This is a genomic window from Paraburkholderia sp. 22098 (assembly GCF_052045935.1).
In the GTDB taxonomy this organism is placed as follows: Bacteria; Pseudomonadota; Gammaproteobacteria; order Burkholderiales; family Burkholderiaceae; genus Paraburkholderia; species Paraburkholderia caledonica.
In genome coordinates this window covers 79,544-98,265 of sequence record NZ_JBQEPV010000006.1, presented here as the reverse complement: position 1 = coordinate 98,265, position 18,722 = coordinate 79,544, and the positions used below count along the sequence as shown (strand labels likewise).

The 18,722-nt window shown below is 61.5% G+C and carries 14 protein-coding genes; 12 read left to right on the top strand and 2 right to left on the bottom strand.

The features are described 5' to 3' along the window. Positions 1-28: 28 nt before the first annotated feature. From ACTJLB_RS14365 to ACTJLB_RS14350, 4 genes are all read left to right on the top strand, one after another. Positions 29-967: a LysR family transcriptional regulator gene (locus ACTJLB_RS14365; RefSeq protein ID WP_392394973.1), complete on the top strand. Its 939-nt coding sequence runs from the start codon at positions 29-31 to the stop codon at positions 965-967. Between the two features lie 118 nt (positions 968-1,085). After that, positions 1,086-2,279, top strand: a complete 1,194-nt coding sequence (locus ACTJLB_RS14360; protein ID WP_204523340.1) for a CaiB/BaiF CoA transferase family protein — start codon at positions 1,086-1,088, stop codon at positions 2,277-2,279. Next, positions 2,276-3,241 carry a hydroxymethylglutaryl-CoA lyase gene (locus ACTJLB_RS14355; RefSeq protein WP_440783653.1) on the top strand — a complete coding sequence of 322 codons (966 nt, stop codon included), beginning with the start codon at positions 2,276-2,278 and terminating at the stop codon, positions 3,239-3,241. The genes ACTJLB_RS14360 and ACTJLB_RS14355 overlap by 4 nt, the downstream gene beginning before the upstream one ends. Before the next feature lie 59 nt (positions 3,242-3,300). Continuing rightward, on the top strand, positions 3,301-4,632 hold the full coding sequence (locus tag ACTJLB_RS14350; RefSeq protein ID WP_440783652.1) for an MFS transporter: 1,332 nt from the start codon (positions 3,301-3,303) through the stop codon (positions 4,630-4,632). Positions 4,633-5,610: 978 nt separating this feature from the next. On the opposite strand, the gene ACTJLB_RS14345 is transcribed toward ACTJLB_RS14350, so the two are convergent. Next, positions 5,611-6,336, bottom strand: coding sequence for a GntR family transcriptional regulator (locus tag ACTJLB_RS14345; RefSeq protein WP_440783651.1), 726 nt, complete (start codon positions 6,334-6,336; stop codon positions 5,611-5,613). A gap of 160 nt (positions 6,337-6,496) precedes the next feature. On the opposite strand from ACTJLB_RS14345, the gene ACTJLB_RS14340 reads away from it, so the two are divergent. The 4 genes from ACTJLB_RS14340 (at position 6,497) to ACTJLB_RS14325 (ending at position 13,127) form a co-directional block, all read left to right on the top strand. Beyond that, positions 6,497-7,717 carry a pyridoxal-phosphate-dependent aminotransferase family protein gene (locus ACTJLB_RS14340; RefSeq protein WP_440783650.1) on the top strand — a complete coding sequence of 407 codons (1,221 nt, stop codon included), beginning with the start codon at positions 6,497-6,499 and terminating at the stop codon, positions 7,715-7,717. 244 nt (positions 7,718-7,961) lie between these two features. After that, positions 7,962-9,248, top strand: a complete 1,287-nt coding sequence (locus ACTJLB_RS14335; protein ID WP_440783649.1) for an MFS transporter — start codon at positions 7,962-7,964, stop codon at positions 9,246-9,248. A 3-nt stretch (positions 9,249-9,251) separates the two neighbouring features. After that, positions 9,252-10,037 carry a 2-keto-4-pentenoate hydratase gene (locus ACTJLB_RS14330; RefSeq protein WP_440783648.1) on the top strand — a complete coding sequence of 262 codons (786 nt, stop codon included), beginning with the start codon at positions 9,252-9,254 and terminating at the stop codon, positions 10,035-10,037. Between the two features lie 69 nt (positions 10,038-10,106). Continuing rightward, a complete protein-coding gene (locus ACTJLB_RS14325; protein ID WP_440783647.1) occupies positions 10,107-13,127 on the top strand; it encodes an FAD-binding and (Fe-S)-binding domain-containing protein in 3,021 nt (1,006 codons plus the stop codon). A gap of 5 nt (positions 13,128-13,132) precedes the next feature. Here the strand turns inward: ACTJLB_RS14325 and ACTJLB_RS14320 are convergent, their stop codons facing one another. After that, positions 13,133-14,050, bottom strand: a complete 918-nt coding sequence (locus tag ACTJLB_RS14320) for a helix-turn-helix domain-containing protein (protein ID WP_440783646.1) — start codon at positions 14,048-14,050, stop codon at positions 13,133-13,135. A gap of 165 nt (positions 14,051-14,215) precedes the next feature. On the opposite strand from ACTJLB_RS14320, the gene ACTJLB_RS14315 reads away from it, so the two are divergent. From ACTJLB_RS14315 to ACTJLB_RS14300, 4 genes are all read left to right on the top strand, one after another. Further along, complete coding sequence (locus ACTJLB_RS14315; protein ID WP_020068610.1) at positions 14,216-15,112, top strand: DMT family transporter; 897 nt, start codon at positions 14,216-14,218, stop codon at positions 15,110-15,112. Positions 15,113-15,390: 278 nt separating this feature from the next. Further along, a complete protein-coding gene (locus tag ACTJLB_RS14310) occupies positions 15,391-17,574 on the top strand; it encodes a hypothetical protein (RefSeq protein ID WP_440783645.1) in 2,184 nt (727 codons plus the stop codon). A 107-nt stretch (positions 17,575-17,681) separates the two neighbouring features. Continuing rightward, entirely contained in the window at positions 17,682-17,939 is a 258-nt protein-coding gene (locus ACTJLB_RS14305; protein WP_020068608.1) for a hypothetical protein, read from the top strand. Between the two features lie 178 nt (positions 17,940-18,117). After that, entirely contained in the window at positions 18,118-18,717 is a 600-nt protein-coding gene (locus ACTJLB_RS14300; RefSeq protein WP_440783644.1) for a LysE family translocator, read from the top strand. The last annotated feature ends 5 nt before the right edge of the window (positions 18,718-18,722 follow it).

The following is an 18,722-nucleotide window of genomic DNA, read 5'->3' as shown; positions in this document are numbered from 1 at the left end:
GCACTGACCGAACTGCCGGCGCCGCGCCATGGTGATCAAGAACCTTCTTCGCAAGCTCGACCTTACGACCCTTCAACTGTTCCTTGCCGTCTACGAGGAAGGCACGCTCACGCGCGCCGCGGAGCGCGAGGCGATTGCCGTTTCGGCAGCGAGCAAGCGCCTGCTCGAATTGGAGCAGGCGGTCGGTGCCACGCTGTTCCAGCGCAACGCGCGCGGCATGACGCTCACGCCGGCCGGCGAAACGCTGCTGCATCACGCACGGCGCGTGATGCGCGACATCGAAAACATCGGCATTGAACTCGCGGGACACGCGAGCGGCGTGCGTGGTTACGTGCGAATGATGGCGAATCTGTCAGCGATCGTCGAATTCTTGCCCGAAGATTTACGCGCGTTCCAGCTGGAGCACGAGCGTGTGAAGCTCGATCTGGAAGAGCGGCCGAGCGGTGGCGTGGTCGAAGCGGTGGATGACAGCCTGGCCGATCTCGGCATATGTTCCGGCGACGCTGACACGCGCGACTTGCACGTCGAGCACTATCGTCATGATTCGCTCGTGCTCGTGATGCGCGACGATCATCCGTTGGCCACGCGCAAAAGCGTTGCGTTCGCTGAAACGCTCGACGGAGATCACGTCGGCTTGCACGCCGCGAGTTCCATCAACGCGCGCACGCATATGGCCGCGCGCCAGGCCGGCAAGCCATTGCGGCTGCGAATCCATGTGCCGGGTTTCGACGCGGTTTGCCGGATGGTACAGGCAGGCATGGGCGTCGGCGTATTGCCGCAAAAGGTTTATGAACTCATGGGCCGCCCGCTTGGACTGGTCGGTGCGCCACTCGAAGACGAGTGGTCGGAACGCAGCCTCGTGCTGGTCGTGCGCGACGTCGATGCATTGTCGCCGGTGAGCCGTCTGCTGTTCGAGCATTTGCGTTCGGTGGAAGCAAAGGACAACGCGCGAACCGCGGCGGCTTAATCCGCGCCTCGCGGGAGCGTTCGCCGTTCGCGAACGGTCGTTGGCGAATTGCGGTTGGACGCCGCCGCGGCATGCCTGCAAGCTGTCTCTCAACAGAAAACTGCTATGGAGACAGCACATGAGTGGACCCCTTCAGGGTATCCGCGTCGTCGAGATCGGAACTCTCATTGCCGCGCCGTTCGCCGCGCGCCTCATGGCCGAGTTCGGCGCCGACGTGGTCAAGATCGAAGCGCCTGAAACGGGCGATCCGCTTCGCAAATGGCGCAAGCTGCACGAGGGCACCTCGCTCTGGTGGTATCTGCAGTCGCGCAACAAAAAGTCGGTTTGCGTGAATCTCAAATCGGCGGATGGCGTCGAGATCGTGAAGCGGCTCGCGGCCGAGGCCGATGTCATCATCGAAAATCTGCGTCCGGGTGCGCTCGAAAAGCTCGGCATCGGCTGGGACGTGCTGCACGCGATTAACCCCAAGCTGACGATGGTCCGTATCTCCGGCTATGGACAGTCGGGTCCGTACCGCGACAGGCCGGGCTTCGGTGCGATCGGCGAGGCGATGGGCGGTATCCGCTACACGACGGGCGAAGTGGATGGCGCGCCGGCGCGCGTCGGCGTGAGTCTCGGAGATTCGCTCGCGTCGCTGCACGGCGTGATCGGCGCGTTGATGTCCTTGCTTCGCGTGAAGACGGGACAGGGCGAAGGCCAGGTGGTCGATGTGTCGCTCGTCGAAAGCGTTTTCAATCTGATGGAAAGCCTCGTGCCCGAGTACGACCTGCTCGGTCACGTTCGCGAGCGGAGCGGCGGCGCCTTGCCCGGCATTGCGCCGTCCAACACGTATCCCACGGAAGACGACGGGTACGTGGTGATTGCAGGCAACAGCGACCCGATTTTCCGGCGGCTGATGCAGGCCATCGGCCGCGCCGATCTCGCCGACGATCCGGCATTAGCTCACAACGACGGCCGCGCCAGGCATTGCGCGATGCTGGACGAGGCCATCGCCGCATGGACCTCGCACCATTCCACCAGCGACGTGCTGGCCGCGCTGGAACGCGCCGAAGTGCCTGCGGGACGCATCTATTCAGTCGCGGATATCGTGTCCGATCCGCACTACCAGGCGCGTGACATGTTGTTGCAGGCGCAACTGCCTGGCGGTGCATCGGTGAAGATGCCGGGCATCGTGCCGAAGCTGTCGGACACGCCGGGGGAAGTGCGCTGGCAAGGTCCCACGCTTGGCGAACATACCGGCAGCGTGCTGAGCGAACTCGGATTTGCAACCGAAGAAATCGAGCGGCTTCGCCGCGAAGGAGCCGTGCAATGACCCGAGCATCGAACGGTGTCATGGACACCAAAACTGCCGACAAACTGATTGTCCAGGAAGTCGCGCCGCGCGACGGCTTACAGATCGAACCCGCCTGGGTCGATACCGCCGACAAGATCGCGTTGATCAACGCGCTTTCGACGGCGGGCTTCACGCGTATCGAGGCCGGTTCGTTCGTATCGCCGAAAGCGATTCCGGCGTTGCGTGATGGCGAGGCGGTGTTTCAGCAGATCGAGCGCCATGCGGGCGTGATCTATGTCGCGCTGGTGCCCAACCTCAAGGGCGCCGAGCGCGCGCTGGCTGCGAAGGCGGATGAACTGAACCTCGTGATGTCGGCAAGTCAGACGCACAACCGCGCGAATATGCGCATGAGTTGCGAGTCGTCGTTGACGGCGTTTGGCGACATCGTGCGTCATGTGAAAGATTCGGGCGTATTGCTCAACGCCTCCGTGGCGACTGCGTTCGGCTGTCCATTCGAAGGCACGATCGACGAGGACCGCGTGGTCGGCATTGTCGATACGTATCGCGAGATGGGCATACAGGGCATCACGCTCGCGGATACGACCGGCATGGCGAATCCGCGCCAGGTGACGCGGCTCGTAACGCGGGTGCTTGAACGCGTGACGCCTTCCGCGCTCACGCTCCACTTTCACAATACGCGCGGACTTGGGCTTGCTAACGTGCTGGCTGCGTATGAAGCCGGCGCACGCCGTTTCGACGCCGCGTTGGGCGGCCTTGGCGGTTGTCCGTTCGCGCCGGGTGCATCCGGCAACATCTGTACGGAAGACCTCGTGAATCTGTGCGATGAGATGGGCATTCCGACCGGCATCGATCTGGAGAAGCTGCTCGCGTTGTCGCGGGCACTGCCGGATCTGCTCGGCCATGACGTGCCCGGGCAGGTGGCGAAGGCCGGACGCAACAGCGACCTGCATCCCGTGCCGGACTACGTGCTGCAAATCTAACTTTCCTTGATCCACTAGACGACCGGACGGCAGCGCCGAATCCGGCATTGGAGACGAACATGAGTGACCTGGGCGCAATCGCAACCGGCGGCCGCGAGCAAAGCGCGGACGGCGCGGCGGCCATTATCCGCAAAGTGGCATGGCGGCTGATGCCGCTCATCATGATCTGCTATCTGTTTGCGTTTTTCGACCGCATTAATATCAGCTTCGCCAAGTTTCAGTTGCAAAGCGATCTCGGGTTATCCGACACCGCGTATGGTCTTGGCGCGAGCCTGTTCGTGATCGGCTACGTATTGTTCGAAGTGCCAAGCAATCTGTTCCTGTACAAAGTTGGTGCGCGGCGCTGGATTGCACGGATCATGATTTCGTGGGGCCTCGCCACAGCGGCGATGGTTTTCGTCAATACCGAATGGCAGTTTTACGGACTGCGTTTTCTGATCGGGGCAATGGAGGCGGGCTTCGCTCCCGGCGTGCTGTATTACCTCACGCTGTGGTTTCCGCCCAGCTATCGTGGGCGTATTACGTCGATGCTGTTTCTCGCGTCGGCATTTTCGGGGCTGGTCGGTGCGCCGCTTGCCGGGCTGGTTATCGGGCATATGAATGGCGTGCTCGGTATGCCCGGATGGCACTGGCTGTTCCTGCTCGGCGGGCTGCCGTGCGTGCTGCTCGGCTATCTCGTGCTAAAGCTGTTGAAGGACCGCATTGAGGACGCGAGCTGGCTGTCTCCCGCCGAGAAGTCGTATCTGTCTGAGCAGATCGCGCAGCAAAGCCGTCATCCCGACACCGGGCATTCGCTGCTCGGGGCGATCAGGACGCCAGGCTTTCTCACGCTGGGTCTCGTGTACTTTCTGATTCAGGTTGCGTCGTATGGATTGAATTTCTGGACGCCGCATCTGATCCGCGTGGCCGGCACGCACAATCCGACGCTGATCGGTTTGCTCACGGCGGTGCCATATGTATGCGGCGCGATCTGCATGGTGGTGGTGGGGCGCCTGTCCGATGCAACCGGCGAGCGGCGCAAGTTCGTTTTCGGGCTGCTCGTGATGTCGGCAATCGGCTTTTTTGCCGCGGGTTTCTTCGATAAGCAGGCCGGCTTCCTGATCGTCGCATTGGCCGTAATGGGCGCAGGCGTGGTGGCGTCTATCCCGGCGTTCTGGGCACTGCCGCCTAAACTGGTGACTGGGGCGGGCGCGGCTGGCGGCATCGCGTTGATCAATACGCTGGGTCAGCTCGGGGGGATCGTGAGTCCGATCATGGTTGGACGCGTGCGGGATCTGACCGGCAGCACGACGCCCGCGTTGTATGTGATCGGTACGATGAGTGTGATTTGTGCGTTGATCGTGCTGCGCGGGTTGCCGGAGTCGCTGCGGCGCAAGGATGGAGTACGGTGAGGGGCTGTTTCCCAGCGATGCCGTCTCCGGCTGAGTGTTGCGGAGACGGCGCGGGATTGCAGTGTGCCATCAAGTACTTGGTGTGGGTTTGCTGAGGTTGTCCACAGGGTTTTGAACAAAAACTGGGGATAAGTTTTCGCTTTGGCTGGCACAGCACGATTGAGCGTAAGACGTTTCCGTCGTCGTTCCACGTGCAGACCCAACGCCGTTGACTGAAGTTGCCACGGTTGAACTGGTGGTAGGACGCACCTACAAGTTCTCTGAAGCTTGCTGTCCCACTTAGCGTCGAACCTGCTCACCCGTTGGATCGCTGGTCGGTTGCGTCCCATGGTGCGACCCACTGGCAGCAGCGGCGCGATGATGAGCGCTATGTGACGTCTCCCGCTTTTCCCGATAGTTACTGCTGCCCGCCGCGTGCGGGCTTTTTTTCGTGCCTTTCCCTATCTTGCGGACGATCTGGTTCTGTCCAGCGTCAGTCAATCCATTAGATGGCTATGCGTTAAACCTATCCCGATTTTGTTTTACAAAACTGCGACAGTTTCCATCTGTACGCCGGTCGGGATCGATTTGATAATGCAGAGGCCCGAGTCCTCAATGGAAAAGGGGGGCCTCGTCGAGACATTTAGTAGGATTCCAAAATGTCTGCACAGCCAGCGGCATATGAAACATAACTTTTGGAGGGGCTGACAATGTCGTGGCTTATCCAGCCGCATACGCCGGACACGACCGGCGATGCGTGGACGCAATGGGCGGACGAGCCGCTTCCCACTGTTCCCCGACCCGCTGACGCGAGGCAAGCATGACCCGGTGGACGACCCAAACGCGCACCCTCACGTTCAGCGGTGCCGCGCTTCCCGAAAATCGTCGGCGTCGATTACCGCAGCCGGAAATGCATCGAAACCCGTGAGCCGATGCTGACGGTCCGCAGTCTGCGCTTGCGCGCCGACGCATAACCCGCGTCGGCACGTACGACACCGCTCAAGCCTTCAACCCCGACCCCGCCGCCTCTTCCCTCGACTGCACCTGCAAGACCGCATCGCGCTTATCAAGCAGATGTTGCCGAAGAATCTGACTAAGCCTCTTACCGTCCCGCGCCTCGAGTGCCTTCAACATTTCGTCGTGGTCATGAATGGCGCTGTCCCACTTCGGGATCTGAAAATTGGACCGGAAACGCAGTGCCTGCAAACGCCGATTCACCGAGATATAAGTCTGCCGAAGCGCTGAGTTCCGCGCGGCCTCATTGATCTTGTCGTGGATCGCCTGATTCCGGCTGTAGTACCCAGCCAGATCGTTTTGCGCGCGACAAGCGAGCATTGCGTAATGCAACGCCTTGATCTCGGCGAGCTCCGCCGCCGTCATCCGCTCGGCTGCCAGTTCGCCCGAAAAAGCCTCGAGACCGCTCATCAACTCGAACGTCTCGCGCAACTCGGCCTCCGACATCTTCCACACCGACGCGCCCCGGTTCGGCGAAATCTCGATCAACCCCTCAGCGGCTAACACCTTGAGCGCCTCACGCAAAGGCGTGCGCGAAATGCCGAGCGTTTCGCACAGCTCGCGCTCGTTCAGCTTCTTGCCCGGCTCAAGTACGCCCTCGACGATGAACCGGCGAATGTGCTCCACAACCGTGTCGTGCAAGCGCTGACGCTCCACTTTCGGCAACACGGCCGCCGTGGGCAGACTTGCCTCAAGTTCCGAATTTTGCATACAAACTTCCTTATCCACATTGGATTTGATTTTATCGGATCGCCGCGCACAGCGAAATAGCGCGGGTAAACACCTGTGCGCAAAGGCGATTTCGGTCTTTCGCCTGTACGAACTCGTCTGATATAGTTTTTTGCATGCAAAATTCAATCGGAGGAGTGCAATGTTGAAGTTAGATTTTCATCCCGCCGGCCGTCACTTTCTGCAGATTCCGGGGCCGAGCCCCGTGCCCGATCGCATCCTCCGGGCGATGAGCTATCCGACCATCGACCACCGCGGCCCCGAGTTCGGCGAACTGGGTCTGAAAGTGCTCGACGGGATTAAGAAGATCTTCAAGACACAGCATCCCGTGGTGATCTATCCGGCGTCCGGCACCGGCGCATGGGAAGCGGCGCTTTCGAACACGTTGAGCCCCGGCGATCACGTGCTGATGTTCGAGACGGGGCACTTCGCAACGCTCTGGAAAAAGATGGCCGAAAGCTTGGGGCTCATGCCTGAGTTTCTTGGCTTGCCCGGCATCGAGGGTTGGCGCCGCGGCGTTCAACCGCAAATGATCGAAGCGCGTCTGCGCGAAGATACGCAGCACTCGATCAAGGCGGTGTGCGTCGTGCACAACGAAACGTCCACGGGCGTGACTTCGGATATCGCCGCCGTGCGGCGCGCAATCGACGCCGCAGGTCATCCCGCGCTATTGCTCGTCGACACGATCTCGGGCCTTGCCTGCGCCGATTATCGCCACGACGAGTGGGGCGTCGACGTCACCGTTTCAGGCTCGCAGAAGGGGCTGATGCTGCCGCCGGGCATCAGCTTCAACGCGATTTCGCCGAAAGCCGTGGCCGCGAGCAAGCATGCAAAGTTGCCCCGCAGCTTCTGGGACTGGAGCGAAATCGTCGAGATGAACAAGACGGGCTACTGGCCCTACACGCCGAACACGAACCTGCTGTACGGGCTTCATGAAGCGCTCGAAATGATTCTCGGCGAAGGGCTCGACAACGTGTTCGCGCGTCACGAGCGTCTTGCCGAGGCGACTCGCCGCGCGGTGCGCGCCTGGGGCCTGGAAATCCAGTGCGCCGATCCGGGTGTATATAGCCCCGTGCTGACGGGCGTGATGATGCCCGACGGTGTCGATGCCGACGCGGTTCGCAAGCTGATCTACGAACGCTTCGACATGTCGCTTGGCACGGGTCTCGGCAAGATGAAAGGGCGCATGTTCCGCATCGGTCACCTGGGCGATTGCAACGACCTGATGCTGCTCGCGACGCTCGCAGGTTGCGAAATGGGCTTGCGGCTCGCGGGCGTTCCGCTCAAGGGAAGCGGCTTGCCTGCCGCTATGGAGTGGTTGAGCGAGCCGACGCAAGCGTCCGGTTTGAAGGCGGCAGCCTGAACGAAGCGGCAGAACAAGCTGTGCTGGCCACGTCGCAACACCGGACCCGCTCAACAAGCCGCAGCAACGCATCGAAAAAAGCAGGCCGCAACGAAAGCAGGCATCAACGAAGTCAGTTCCATCACGAAGCCGCGCGCAGAACGCGGCCCTGAACAATGCGATGTTCCGGCGGCGCCTACCGCCGGGCGACGACCGGGCGTGTCATATGAGGCGCGCCGTCGACACATGCAAATGGAGAGAGACGATGAAGCGGTTTCGTTTGACCAGTGCGACCAGTATCGTTCTAGTGATGCTCTGCATCATGTACTTCATCACCTACCTGGACCGCGTCAACGTCAGTACAGCGGCCGCGGGGTTCGGCAAGGAATTCCATCTTTCGCATACGGAAGTCGGGTTGGTGTTCTCCGCTTTCGCGTATCCGTATCTGCTGTTTCAGATTATCGGCGGCTGGGTGAGCGATCGTTTTGGCGCAAGACGCACGCTGCTGGCGTGCGGCGCGATCTGGGGCATCGCCACGTTGCTGACCGGTTTCGCCGGCGGGCTGATCTCACTGCTGGCCGCGCGCGTGCTGCTCGGTTTCGGTGAAGGCGCGACGTTTCCCGCCGCGACATCCGCAATGGCGCGCTGGGTCGCGAAAGAGAAACGCGGTTTTGCGCAGGGCATCACGCACGCCGCGTCGCGCATCGGCAATGCGGTTGCGCCTGGTCTCATCGTGCTCGTCATGGCGAATTGGGGATGGCGCGAATCGTTCTATATCTGCGGCGCCTTCAGCCTGTTGTGGGTTGTCGTGTGGGCAATGACGTTCACCGAGCATCCGAAAGACCACCCGCGTATCACGACTGAAGAGCTCGAAGTATTGCCCGCGCCCAAAGCAAAGTCGGCGGGCGTGCCTTGGGGCAAGCTGTTTCGCCGCATGGCGCCCGTTACGATCGTGTACTTCTGCTATGGCTGGACACTGTGGCTGTTCCTGAGCTGGATTCCGCAATACTTCCTGCACAGCTATCACCTGGAACTGAAGAAGTCGGCGATCTTCGCATCGGTCGTGTTCCTCGCCGGCGTAGTGGGCGATACGCTTGGCGGCGTCGTGACCGACTTCATCTATACGCGGACCGGGAGCCTGAAGCGCGCACGCAGCTGGATGGTGTCGGTGTGCATGATGTTCTGCCTGCTGTCGCTGATTCCGATTATGTTCACGCACAACGTGTATCTGTCGATGGCGTGTCTCGCGTCGGGCTTCTTCTTCGCCGAAATGACGATTGGACCGATGTGGGCCATTCCGATGGACATCGCGCCGGAAGCCTCGGGCACGGCGAGCGGCATGATGAACACGGGCTCGGCGCTCGCGGCGATCATCTCGCCCGTGATGGGCGGCTTCCTGATCGACTACTTCGGCAGCTGGGAGTTGCCGTTCGTCGGCAGTATGCTGTTGATGGCGATTGGTGTCGTGCTCGCGTTCCGCATGCAGCCGGAGAGCAAGTTTGCAGACGATCCCGCGGACAAGGGGCAGGTCTCGCCCCGCATGGGCGTGTAAGCGATGCTTAAGTCCTCTCGCGCCGACGCCATGAAGCTGACCACGTTACCTCTGAGCCGCTTGCTCGCCGATGCGCGCCGCGATCATGCGACGCTCGACAACCTTCCGCCCAATCTCGCGCCGACCGACGCCAATGCGGCGTATGCGGTCCAGCATGAGATCCTGGCGATCGCCGGCGCGCGCATCGGCGGCTGGAAGATCGGCGCCAAGTCGGACAGCGGGCCGATCCAGGGCGCGCCGTTGCCGGACGTCGACCGGTATCCCGACGGCGCCACTGTGCCACGCGCGGCCGTCGCGCCATTGGGCCTGGAACTGGAGATCGCGTTTCGCTTCGGTCGCAGTTTCGAGCCCAGCACAACGCCTTATAGCGAGGCCGACGTGCATGCCGCAATCGGATCATTCGGCGCGACGATCGAAATCGTCGCGAGCCGGTTCGCCGCGTGGCCGGACGTCGACAAGCTCGCGCAACTCGCGGACTTGCAGAACCACGGCGCGCTCGTCGTCGGCGAATTCATGCCGTACGACGAGAACTTCCCGTTTGTCTCGCCCGCGCTGCGCTTCGATTTCAACGGACGCGATGTCGTGGAATTGACGCCCGCCAATCCCGCCGGCGATCCGCGCCGACTGCTCACGTGGCTCGTCAATCACGCGACGTCGCGTGGCGTCACCGTGACGCCGGAAATGGTCGTGACAACCGGTTCGTACACCGGCATGTTCTTCCCGCGAAGCGCGGGCACGGCACACGGACGCATCGAAGGACTGCCATCGGTAAGCGTCACGTTGTATTGACCGTTCGGGCGCTCGCGCGGTTTGCCGCGCTGCGCCGCGATTTCTGCGTATTGCAACAACACCGACGTTATGACGAATCCCACTTCCGCTTTGCTGGTCAAGCCGATTCATCTCGTGCCGTCCACGGCGCGTCTGATGACGCCGCTCGCGCAACATCTGCGTAAATCGTTGCGTGGTGACGTGCTGTTCGATGCAGCAAGCCGGGGACGTTATGCGACCGATGCGTCGATCTATCAGATCATGCCCGTCGGCGTTGTCGTGCCGCGCGATCAGGACGATCTGCGCATCGCACTCGACATTGCGCGCAGCGAGAAAGTGCCGCTGCTCGCGCGCGGCGCGGGCACGAGTCAATGCGGACAAACGGTCGGTGAAGCGCTCGTGATCGACACGAGTAAATGGCTGAACAATATCGTCGATTTCGATCTGGAGGCGCGCACGGTGACGGTCGAGCCGGGCGTCGTGCTCGATCATCTGAATGCGTGGCTCAAGCCGCACGGTCTCTGGTTTCCGGTGGATGTGTCGACAGCGGCGCAATGCACGATCGGCGGCATGGCGGGCAACAATTCGTGCGGTTCGCGCTCCATTGAATACGGCAACATGGTGCACAACGTCGAAGCCATCGACGCGATTCTCGCCGACGGCACCGAAGCGCGTTTCGCTTCGTTGCGCGATGCGCCGCAAGGCGCGCGTTTGCAGCAGATATTCGAAGGCGTCAAGCAGATCGCGCAACGCGAGCGCGACGAAATCGTGGCGCGCGTGCCGAAAGTGTTGCGCCGCGTGGCCGGCTACAACATCGACCTGTTCGACTGTCAGAATCCGCGCGCTTATACCGACGACGGCGTGGCCAACCTCGCGCATCTGCTGGTCGGCTCGGAAGGCACGCTCGCATTCAGCCGTCAATTGACGCTGAAGCTCGCGCCGTTGCCCGCGCATAAAGCGCTGGGCGTGGTCAACTTTCCGACGTTCTGGCAGTCGATGGATCTGACTCAGCACATCGTCAAGCTGAAGCCGGTCGCGGTGGAACTGGTCGACCGCACCATGATCGATCTGGCCATGAGCAACCCTGCGTTTCGCCCGGTTGTCGAAAAGGCGCTGGTCGGCGAGCCGCAAGCGGTGCTGCTCGTGGAATTCGCGGGCGAGTCTCGCGACGCGCAACTCGAGTCGCTCAGGCAACTCTCCGAATTGATGGCCGATCTCGGCTTGCCTGGCTCGGTTGTGGAAATGCCGGACGCGAATGCGCAAAAGGCGCTGTGGGAAGTGCGCAAGGCCGGCCTCAACATCATGATGAGCATGAAAGGCGACGGCAAGCCTGTGTCTTTCATCGAAGACTGCGCGGTGCCGCTCGAACATCTCGCCGAGTACACGAGCCAGTTGACGGAGGTGTTTCATCGGCACGGCACCGAGGGCACATGGTATGCCCATGCGAGCGTCGGCACGCTGCACGTGCGGCCGATTCTCGACATGCGCCGCGATGGCGCGGTGAAAATGCGCGCGATTGCCGAGGAAGCCGCTGCATTAGTGCGCGAATACAAGGGAGCTTATTCCGGAGAGCACGGCGACGGTTTGTGCCGCGGCGAATGGGTGGCGTGGCAATACGGTCCCAAACTCAATCAGGCGTTCAGTGAGATCAAGGCGCTGTTCGATCCGGACAACCGCTTCAATCCCGACAAGATGGTGCGTCCGCCGAAAATGGACGACGCGCGCAATTTCCGTTTCGCGCCCGGCTATCAGGAACGGCCCATTGAACCAGCGCTCGACTGGTCCGCATGGAACGTCGAGCGCGATCCGCTGACTGGCCGCGAGACCGTGCCGGGCAGCGGCAACGACCTCGCAGGCGGTCTCGCGAAGGCCGTCGAGATGTGCAATAACAACGGTCACTGCCGAAAATTCGATGCAGGCACGATGTGCCCGAGCTACCGCGTGACGAAAGACGAACAGCATGTCACGCGCGGGCGTGCGAACACCTTGCGTCTTGCAATCTCCGGTCAGCTAGGCGAGGCCGGCCTTGCGAGCGACGAAGTAAAGGACACGCTCGATCTCTGCGTGTCATGCAAGGGCTGCAAGCGCGACTGCCCGACGGGCGTCGATATGGCGAAGTTCAAGATCGAAGCGCGCGCCGCGCGCGTCAAGCGACATGGCTTGACGCTGCGCGACAAGCTCGTCGCCTTCATGCCGCGCTACGCTGCCGTCGCGAGCCGCATGCCGGGCTTGATCGCAGTTGCCGACAATGTGCCGCTCGTGTCGGCCTTGTTCAAGCGCGCGGTCGGTTTCGCGAGCGAACGGAGCTTGCCGCGTTTCAGGAAGTCGTTTCTGTCGAGCGCGAGGCCCACTGTGAACGCGCATGGCGCGACGCTGAAGGAAGTGCTGTTATTCGTCGACACCTTCAATAACAGCATGGAGCCCGAGAACGCCAGGGCGGCGCAGAAGGTACTGGAGGCGGCGGGCTACACCGTGCACTTCAACATGCGCGAAGGCGAGCGCCCGGTTTGCTGCGGCCGCACGTTTCTCGCGGCGGGCCTGGTTGACGAAGCGAAGCACGAAGCGAGGCGAATGCTCGATCTGTTCAAGCCTTTCGTGGAGCGCGGCGTGCCCGTTGTCGGTCTGGAGCCGTCGTGCCTGCTGTCGCTGCGTGACGAGTTTTTGCACTACGGCTTCGGCGACGAAGCACAGCGGCTCGCCAAACAGGCGTTCCTCTTCGAAGAATTCCTGGTGCGCGAGGAAAAAGCGGGTCGCTTGAAGCTTGCGTTGAAGCCGTTGGATACGCCGCAGGCGCTGGTGCATGGCCATTGTCATCAGAAGGCGTTCGACGCCTTTACGCCCGTGCAAACCGTTCTGAAATGGATTCCTGAGCTGAAGGTATCGACGGTGGAATCGTCGTGCTGCGGAATGGCCGGCAGCTTCGGCTACGAAGCGGAGCACTATGCGACGTCGCAGGCCATGGCCGAGTTGTCGCTATTGCCGGCGGTGCGCAAGATCGACAGCAATACCGTGATGGTCGCGGACGGTACGAGTTGCCGTCATCAGATTCACGATGGCGCGGGTGTGGAGGCCATTCATGTGGCCCGTGTACTTGCAATGGCGCTGCAATGATGCGCTTAAGCCGGGAGAGCCTGCCGGTACGCGGTAGGCGACACGCCCACGCCTTCGCGGAAACGGTGGCTAAAGTGACTCGCGTTTGCATAGCCGCATAGCTCGGCAATCCGCAGAAGCGGCAATGACGTGGTGCGCAACAGCATGCGCGCGCGTTCGAGCCGTTGCTGCGCGATCCACGCAGCGGGCGGCAATCCAAACGACGTGCGGAACATCCGCGCAAGGTGAAACTCCGACAGCGCCGCCACGCCTGCAAGTTCACCGATGGTGAGCGGCTCTGCGAGATGGCTCTCGATGTAATCGCGCAGTCGCCGTCTGGTCGCGACCGACAAACCGCCCTTCAGCGCCAGGCCGGTGCGGCGCACGCCTTGCGAGCGCAACAGCAGGCTCAGCACTTCATGCGCGGTTTCGTTGGTGCGCAGCAGACCGTCCGGGTCGTCCCAATGTTCGTTCGCGAGCGACTGACACAGACTGGCAATGCGCGCGTCTTCGAAATACGTCCGATCGGCAAGCGTCAACTCGCGCGGCTCGCGGTCCAGTTCCTGCACAGCGCGTTGCGTGAAGTGCTCAGGCAGGAAATAGAGGTGCATGAAATGCATATGGCCGCGCACCCACCAGCGCGATTCATGATCGCCGGGTAATGCGCATAGCCGCGACGGCGCGCCGTAACGCCCTGGCATTTTCTGCCGCTCGGTGCGATAACCGCCATCCAGGTAGCACGAGAGGGTGTGGTGGCCCGGCCGATCGTAGACGGTCTCGGCGACTTCTGTGTCGCGCGTCCACACGGCAATCGCCAGACCGTCGCCGAGCCACGCAAACCGGTCCAGGTTCGCGTTCGAGCTGCCGAGCGTGTGACACACCGACTGAATGCCAAACGGCGTTTCAGTGGCGTCATTCACAGCGACGGGCGGGCTCGGCTTCACGGTACTGGTGTCGTTCTTGCGGGATATGAGCGTAAGTATACGGCTGACCGCGCCGCGGCACCTATGCGCTCGCGGTTTGCCGCCGAAAATGCGCAATCCTGGACAAGTCCTGGCGCCTGCGTTGCCGCATAGTCGCACTCCCGTATCCGCTGTGCAGGCTTGACCATGAATCTGTCGCTTTATGCTGTTACCGTTCTGATCTGGGGCACCACCTGGATCGCGATCAAATGGCAGTTGGGCGAAGTGCCGCCGCCAGTTTCCATCGCCTGGCGTTTCTGGATTGCCGCATTGGTGCTGTTCGCGCTGTTGCGCATCATGCGCCGGCCGATGTGGCCGCCGCGCGCCGCGTGGAGATTTTTGTTCGCGCAAGGGCTCGCGCTGTTTTGCGTCAACTTTCTGTGCTTCTACTACGCCGAACAGGTGGTGCCGAGCGGCCTCGTGGCAGTGGTGTTCTCCACGGCGCCGCTTCTTAATTCGATCAACGGACGGCTTTTCATGGGGCGTCCGCTGCAGCCATCGGCGATTGCGGGCGCGATGCTCGGTCTCGTCGGTATTGTGTGTCTCTTCGTTCAGCAGATGAGCGGACATCTCGGCGACCACGCCGCATGGCTCGGGCTTGGCATCGCGTTTCTCGGCACATTGTGCTTTTCGGCTGGCAATCTGTTGTCGAGCCGCATGCAGTCGATGGGATTGCATCCGTTCGCGACCAATAGCTGGGCGATGTTGATCGGCGCGAGCGTGTTGACCGTAGGAAGCGCGCTCGCCGGCTTCCCGTTCGCTATTGAATCGTCCACACGCTATCTCGGCGCACTGGCGTATCTCGCGGTGTTTGGCTCGGTGATCGGCTTTACCGCATACCTGATGCTGGTCGGGCGCATCGGGCCCGAGCGCGCCGCCTATTCGACCGTGTTGTTTCCGATCGTGGCGCTGGCTGTGTCGACGGTATTCGAAGGCTATCAATGGTCGGCATTGGCAGTGGTTGGATTGCTGCTGGTAGTGGCCGGCAATCTGGTTGCGTTCGATATGACCCGGCGCATTTTCGGGCGACGCAGCCACGCCTGATAAACGCGGAGTTTATGCGCACAAAGTGCGCCTTTGCTGGGATGGATTCACAAATAGCATTTGAAGAAAACGATATTGGCGACCTATTGACGCATCGTGATGAGATTGGCCGCTTCTGTCACATAACTCCGCGAGACCGCAGAAGAATCGGCACGGCACGCACTCCTATGCATGCGGTATATTTGTTTTTCTCAAATATTTACGGTCAATTTTTTATCAATTAATTTCACATGTTTTCTATGCGAGGATGAAAGCGTCACTTGCAAGGGAACATTGTTGTGAAACTCCTTTCGCGCCTCGGCGCGGCAATCATTTTTTGCCACTGTCTTCTTCCGCTTACTGGCTATGCGCAGTCGCAGCTCACCTACACCACCTCGTGGATCGGCAATAGCTTCGGTTTCGGCGACGGCAAGTGGATGCAGCAGGATATCCAGGCAATTGCGGCGAGCGCCGACGGTACCGTTTTCACGAACGCGCCGTGGGACGAGAGCGGCAGTGAAATAGCCGCGTATCGCGGGGGCGACAAGATCGCCGTCGCCGGTTTCACGCACGGTTGGGGCGCTGCGGGCGGCGATGCCGTCGCGGTCAACCACACGTATCTGTATGCGGCAATGTCGATCGGTAACGAGAACAACAAGCTGGTCGGCGCGGACTATCCGCCGGCCGGACAGACGTGGTTTGGCATCACGCGCCGCACGTTGGCGAATCTCTCGGCCGGCGTGCCGTTTAGTGCGGGCGTGGGCAATAGCGCGAACGCAACGAAAAACAGCTTCCTGCCTGTCGATACAGTAACGACCGGTACCGACGCGGCCATCCGCGGACTTGCCGCCACCGACAGCGAACTGTACCTCTCGGACACCTACGCGAACCGCATCGTTGTTCTGAACGCCAATACGATGCAGCCATTGCGCTCGTGGAGCGTCAGCTCACCAGGACGTATCGCGATCGACACCGATTCGACGCTCTGGGTGATAAGCGGCGTATCGTCCGGAAACCTAACTATTTTGCACTTCAGCGCAGATGGGACCGCGCTCGCCGGCGTCTTGCCGTTGCCCGCCGGCGCAGTTCCGACCGACATCGCCGTTACGTCGGCTGGACAAATTCTCGTCGCGGACAACGGGCCGTCGCAGCAGATTCTCGTCTTCAACAAGGACGCCAATGGTCAACCGCGAGCGGCCTCACCGCTCGGCACGCGCAACGGTATTTTTCATGCGGTCAAGGGCGTGCCGGGCAACTGGCGCTTTAACGGCATGACGGGAATCGCGCTCGACCCGGCGGGCAATCTATATGTCGCGCAAAACGGTGAAGGGCCGCGGCCGGTTGGCTCTGCATCGGTCGGTCAAGGTGCGGTGCTGGAAAGCTATGTGTTCAGCTCGCATGCGTTGAACTGGCGGCTGTATGGGCTGACGTTCGTGGACAGCGCCGCATTCGATCCAGCCACGCCGTCTTCGGTGTACACCGGTTCGAAGCGCTTCACGCTCGACTACAACCAGCCTGTGGGCCGCGAATGGTCGTATGCGGGGTTCACGCTGAATCGCTTCGATTATCCCGACGATCCCACGTTCCATCAGCCGCGCGGCGTGCGCGGCGAGCCGATGGTGCGAAGAATCGACGGCCGGCCGTTTCTGTATACGCTCGATCCGGGCGCGCATTATCTGAACGTCTACCGTTTCGACGCTACACATGGCGAGACGGCAATTCCGTCGGGGCTGCTCGCGCAAAATCCGCTGCCGGGCACGTGGCCTTCGGGGCAGCCGGGCTATGGCGAATGGCTGTGGCGCGATGTCAACGGTAATGGCGTTGTGGATGCCAGCGAAATCAGCAGCAATCCGTCGACCGGCAGCACCGTGGGCAACGGCTTCTGGTGGGTGGACGCGCCGGGCAACGTCTGGCTTGCCACACCGCTGAGCGGCGTCCGCGAAATGCCTTTGCAGGGGCTGGACCAAGCGGGCAATCCGATCTACACCTACGCGAGTTCCAGAATGTTTGCGATGCCGCAGCCTTTCACGCGACTGGCGCGGCTCATCTACATCGCGGAATCCGACACCATGTACCTGTCCGGTTTTACGAGCGCCGTTCCGTGGGACGCGACCCATTGGAAAGAAGCCGGCCCCGTGCTCGCGCGTTACGACAACTGGAGTTCGGGCGCGCCCACGCAGCAGTACGCGGTCGCGCTGCCGTGGAACACGCAGAGCAATCCGCAGACGACCACCGTAGGCGTCGCCGTAGCCGGCGACTATGTCTTCGTGGCCGAGTTGTACACGGCGAAGGTCGATGTGTACGACGCGCGCACAGGTCAGCCGGTCGGCTATATGACACCCGGCGCGAGCGTGGGCAACACGAGCGGTTGGGTGGACGTCTATCTCGGCATCAGCGCGGCGAAGCGTGACAACGGCGAGTACGTGGTACTGGTAGAAGACGACGCGCGCGCAAAAATTCTGATGTATCGGTGGACACCTTAGTCCAGGTCGTGTTCGCGCCGATCACGAATAGACGGCAACCCGCGATCGGTATATAACAACGTGAAAGGATCGCTCGTTTACCGCTTCATACGGGGAGACGCTTCATCATGACGCAAGACGTAACGCCTACGCCGCCCACCGGCGACCGGCCCAATCTGGAAAACCTCGACGCAGCGCTCAGTCACGTGGATCAGCAGGTATCGTCCGGCAGCATTGCGTCAGGTGCTGCAAAGGGGATTCTGTACAGCCTGATCGAAACGCTCGGCACGTTCGTCGGCGATCCTGACTTGCCCGAACACGCGCGTTCGGGATATGAAGGGCTGCTAGAAGCTGCGCGGGAGCTGCGCGCGAAGCTGGAACACTGAACGTTGGTTGGGCCTTGACGCTTGCCATCAGCAATTGGCGTTTAGCGTTTTGCGCCTGACTTTACGGCTAACCCTTAACGACAGCGATCCCTCCTCGCGCCTCGTCGCCAAGTCAAGTGCTGGCCGAGTCGCCGTCTGTGATAAAAAGGCGCACTGTTCTCAACATTGCGCCTTTTCCATGTTCTCTGCGTCCGCTACCGCGTTGTTGGCCGTCGGCATTATCGTCGTGCTGATTACGCCGGGTCCGACTAATACATTGCTTGCGTCGGCAGGTTTGCGCCAAGGGCTGCAGCGGTCGCTACCGCTTATCGCCGCTGAACTCGCCGGCTACCTGGTTTCTATTTCCGTCTGGGGACGGTTCCTGGCGCAAGCCGCGCATGCGCTGCCATGGCTGCCCGCGTTGCTGCGCGTGGCGGCGGGTTTGTACATCGCGTGGCTGGCCATCGATATGTGGCGCGCGGCCGTCGCCCTACCCGACTCGACGCCGCGCGCGAGCGGCATGCGCACGCTGTTCATTGCGACGCTGCTCAATCCCAAAGCCTTGCTGTTCGCGAGCACTATTTTTCCCGCCGCTGCTTTCGCGCATTGGCCCGCTTATCTCTCGGCCATGCTGATCTTCGTGTGCCTGCTCGTGCCGATTGCGCTCGCATGGATCGCTTTCGGCGCGGCGCTGGGCAGCGGCAAGCTGCGTTGGCTCGATCCGGCGAAAATCCAGCGCGGCGCGTCGATCCTGCTCGGCGTGTTTTCGCTGTCGCTTGCATGGTCGGCGCTGCATTGACTGCG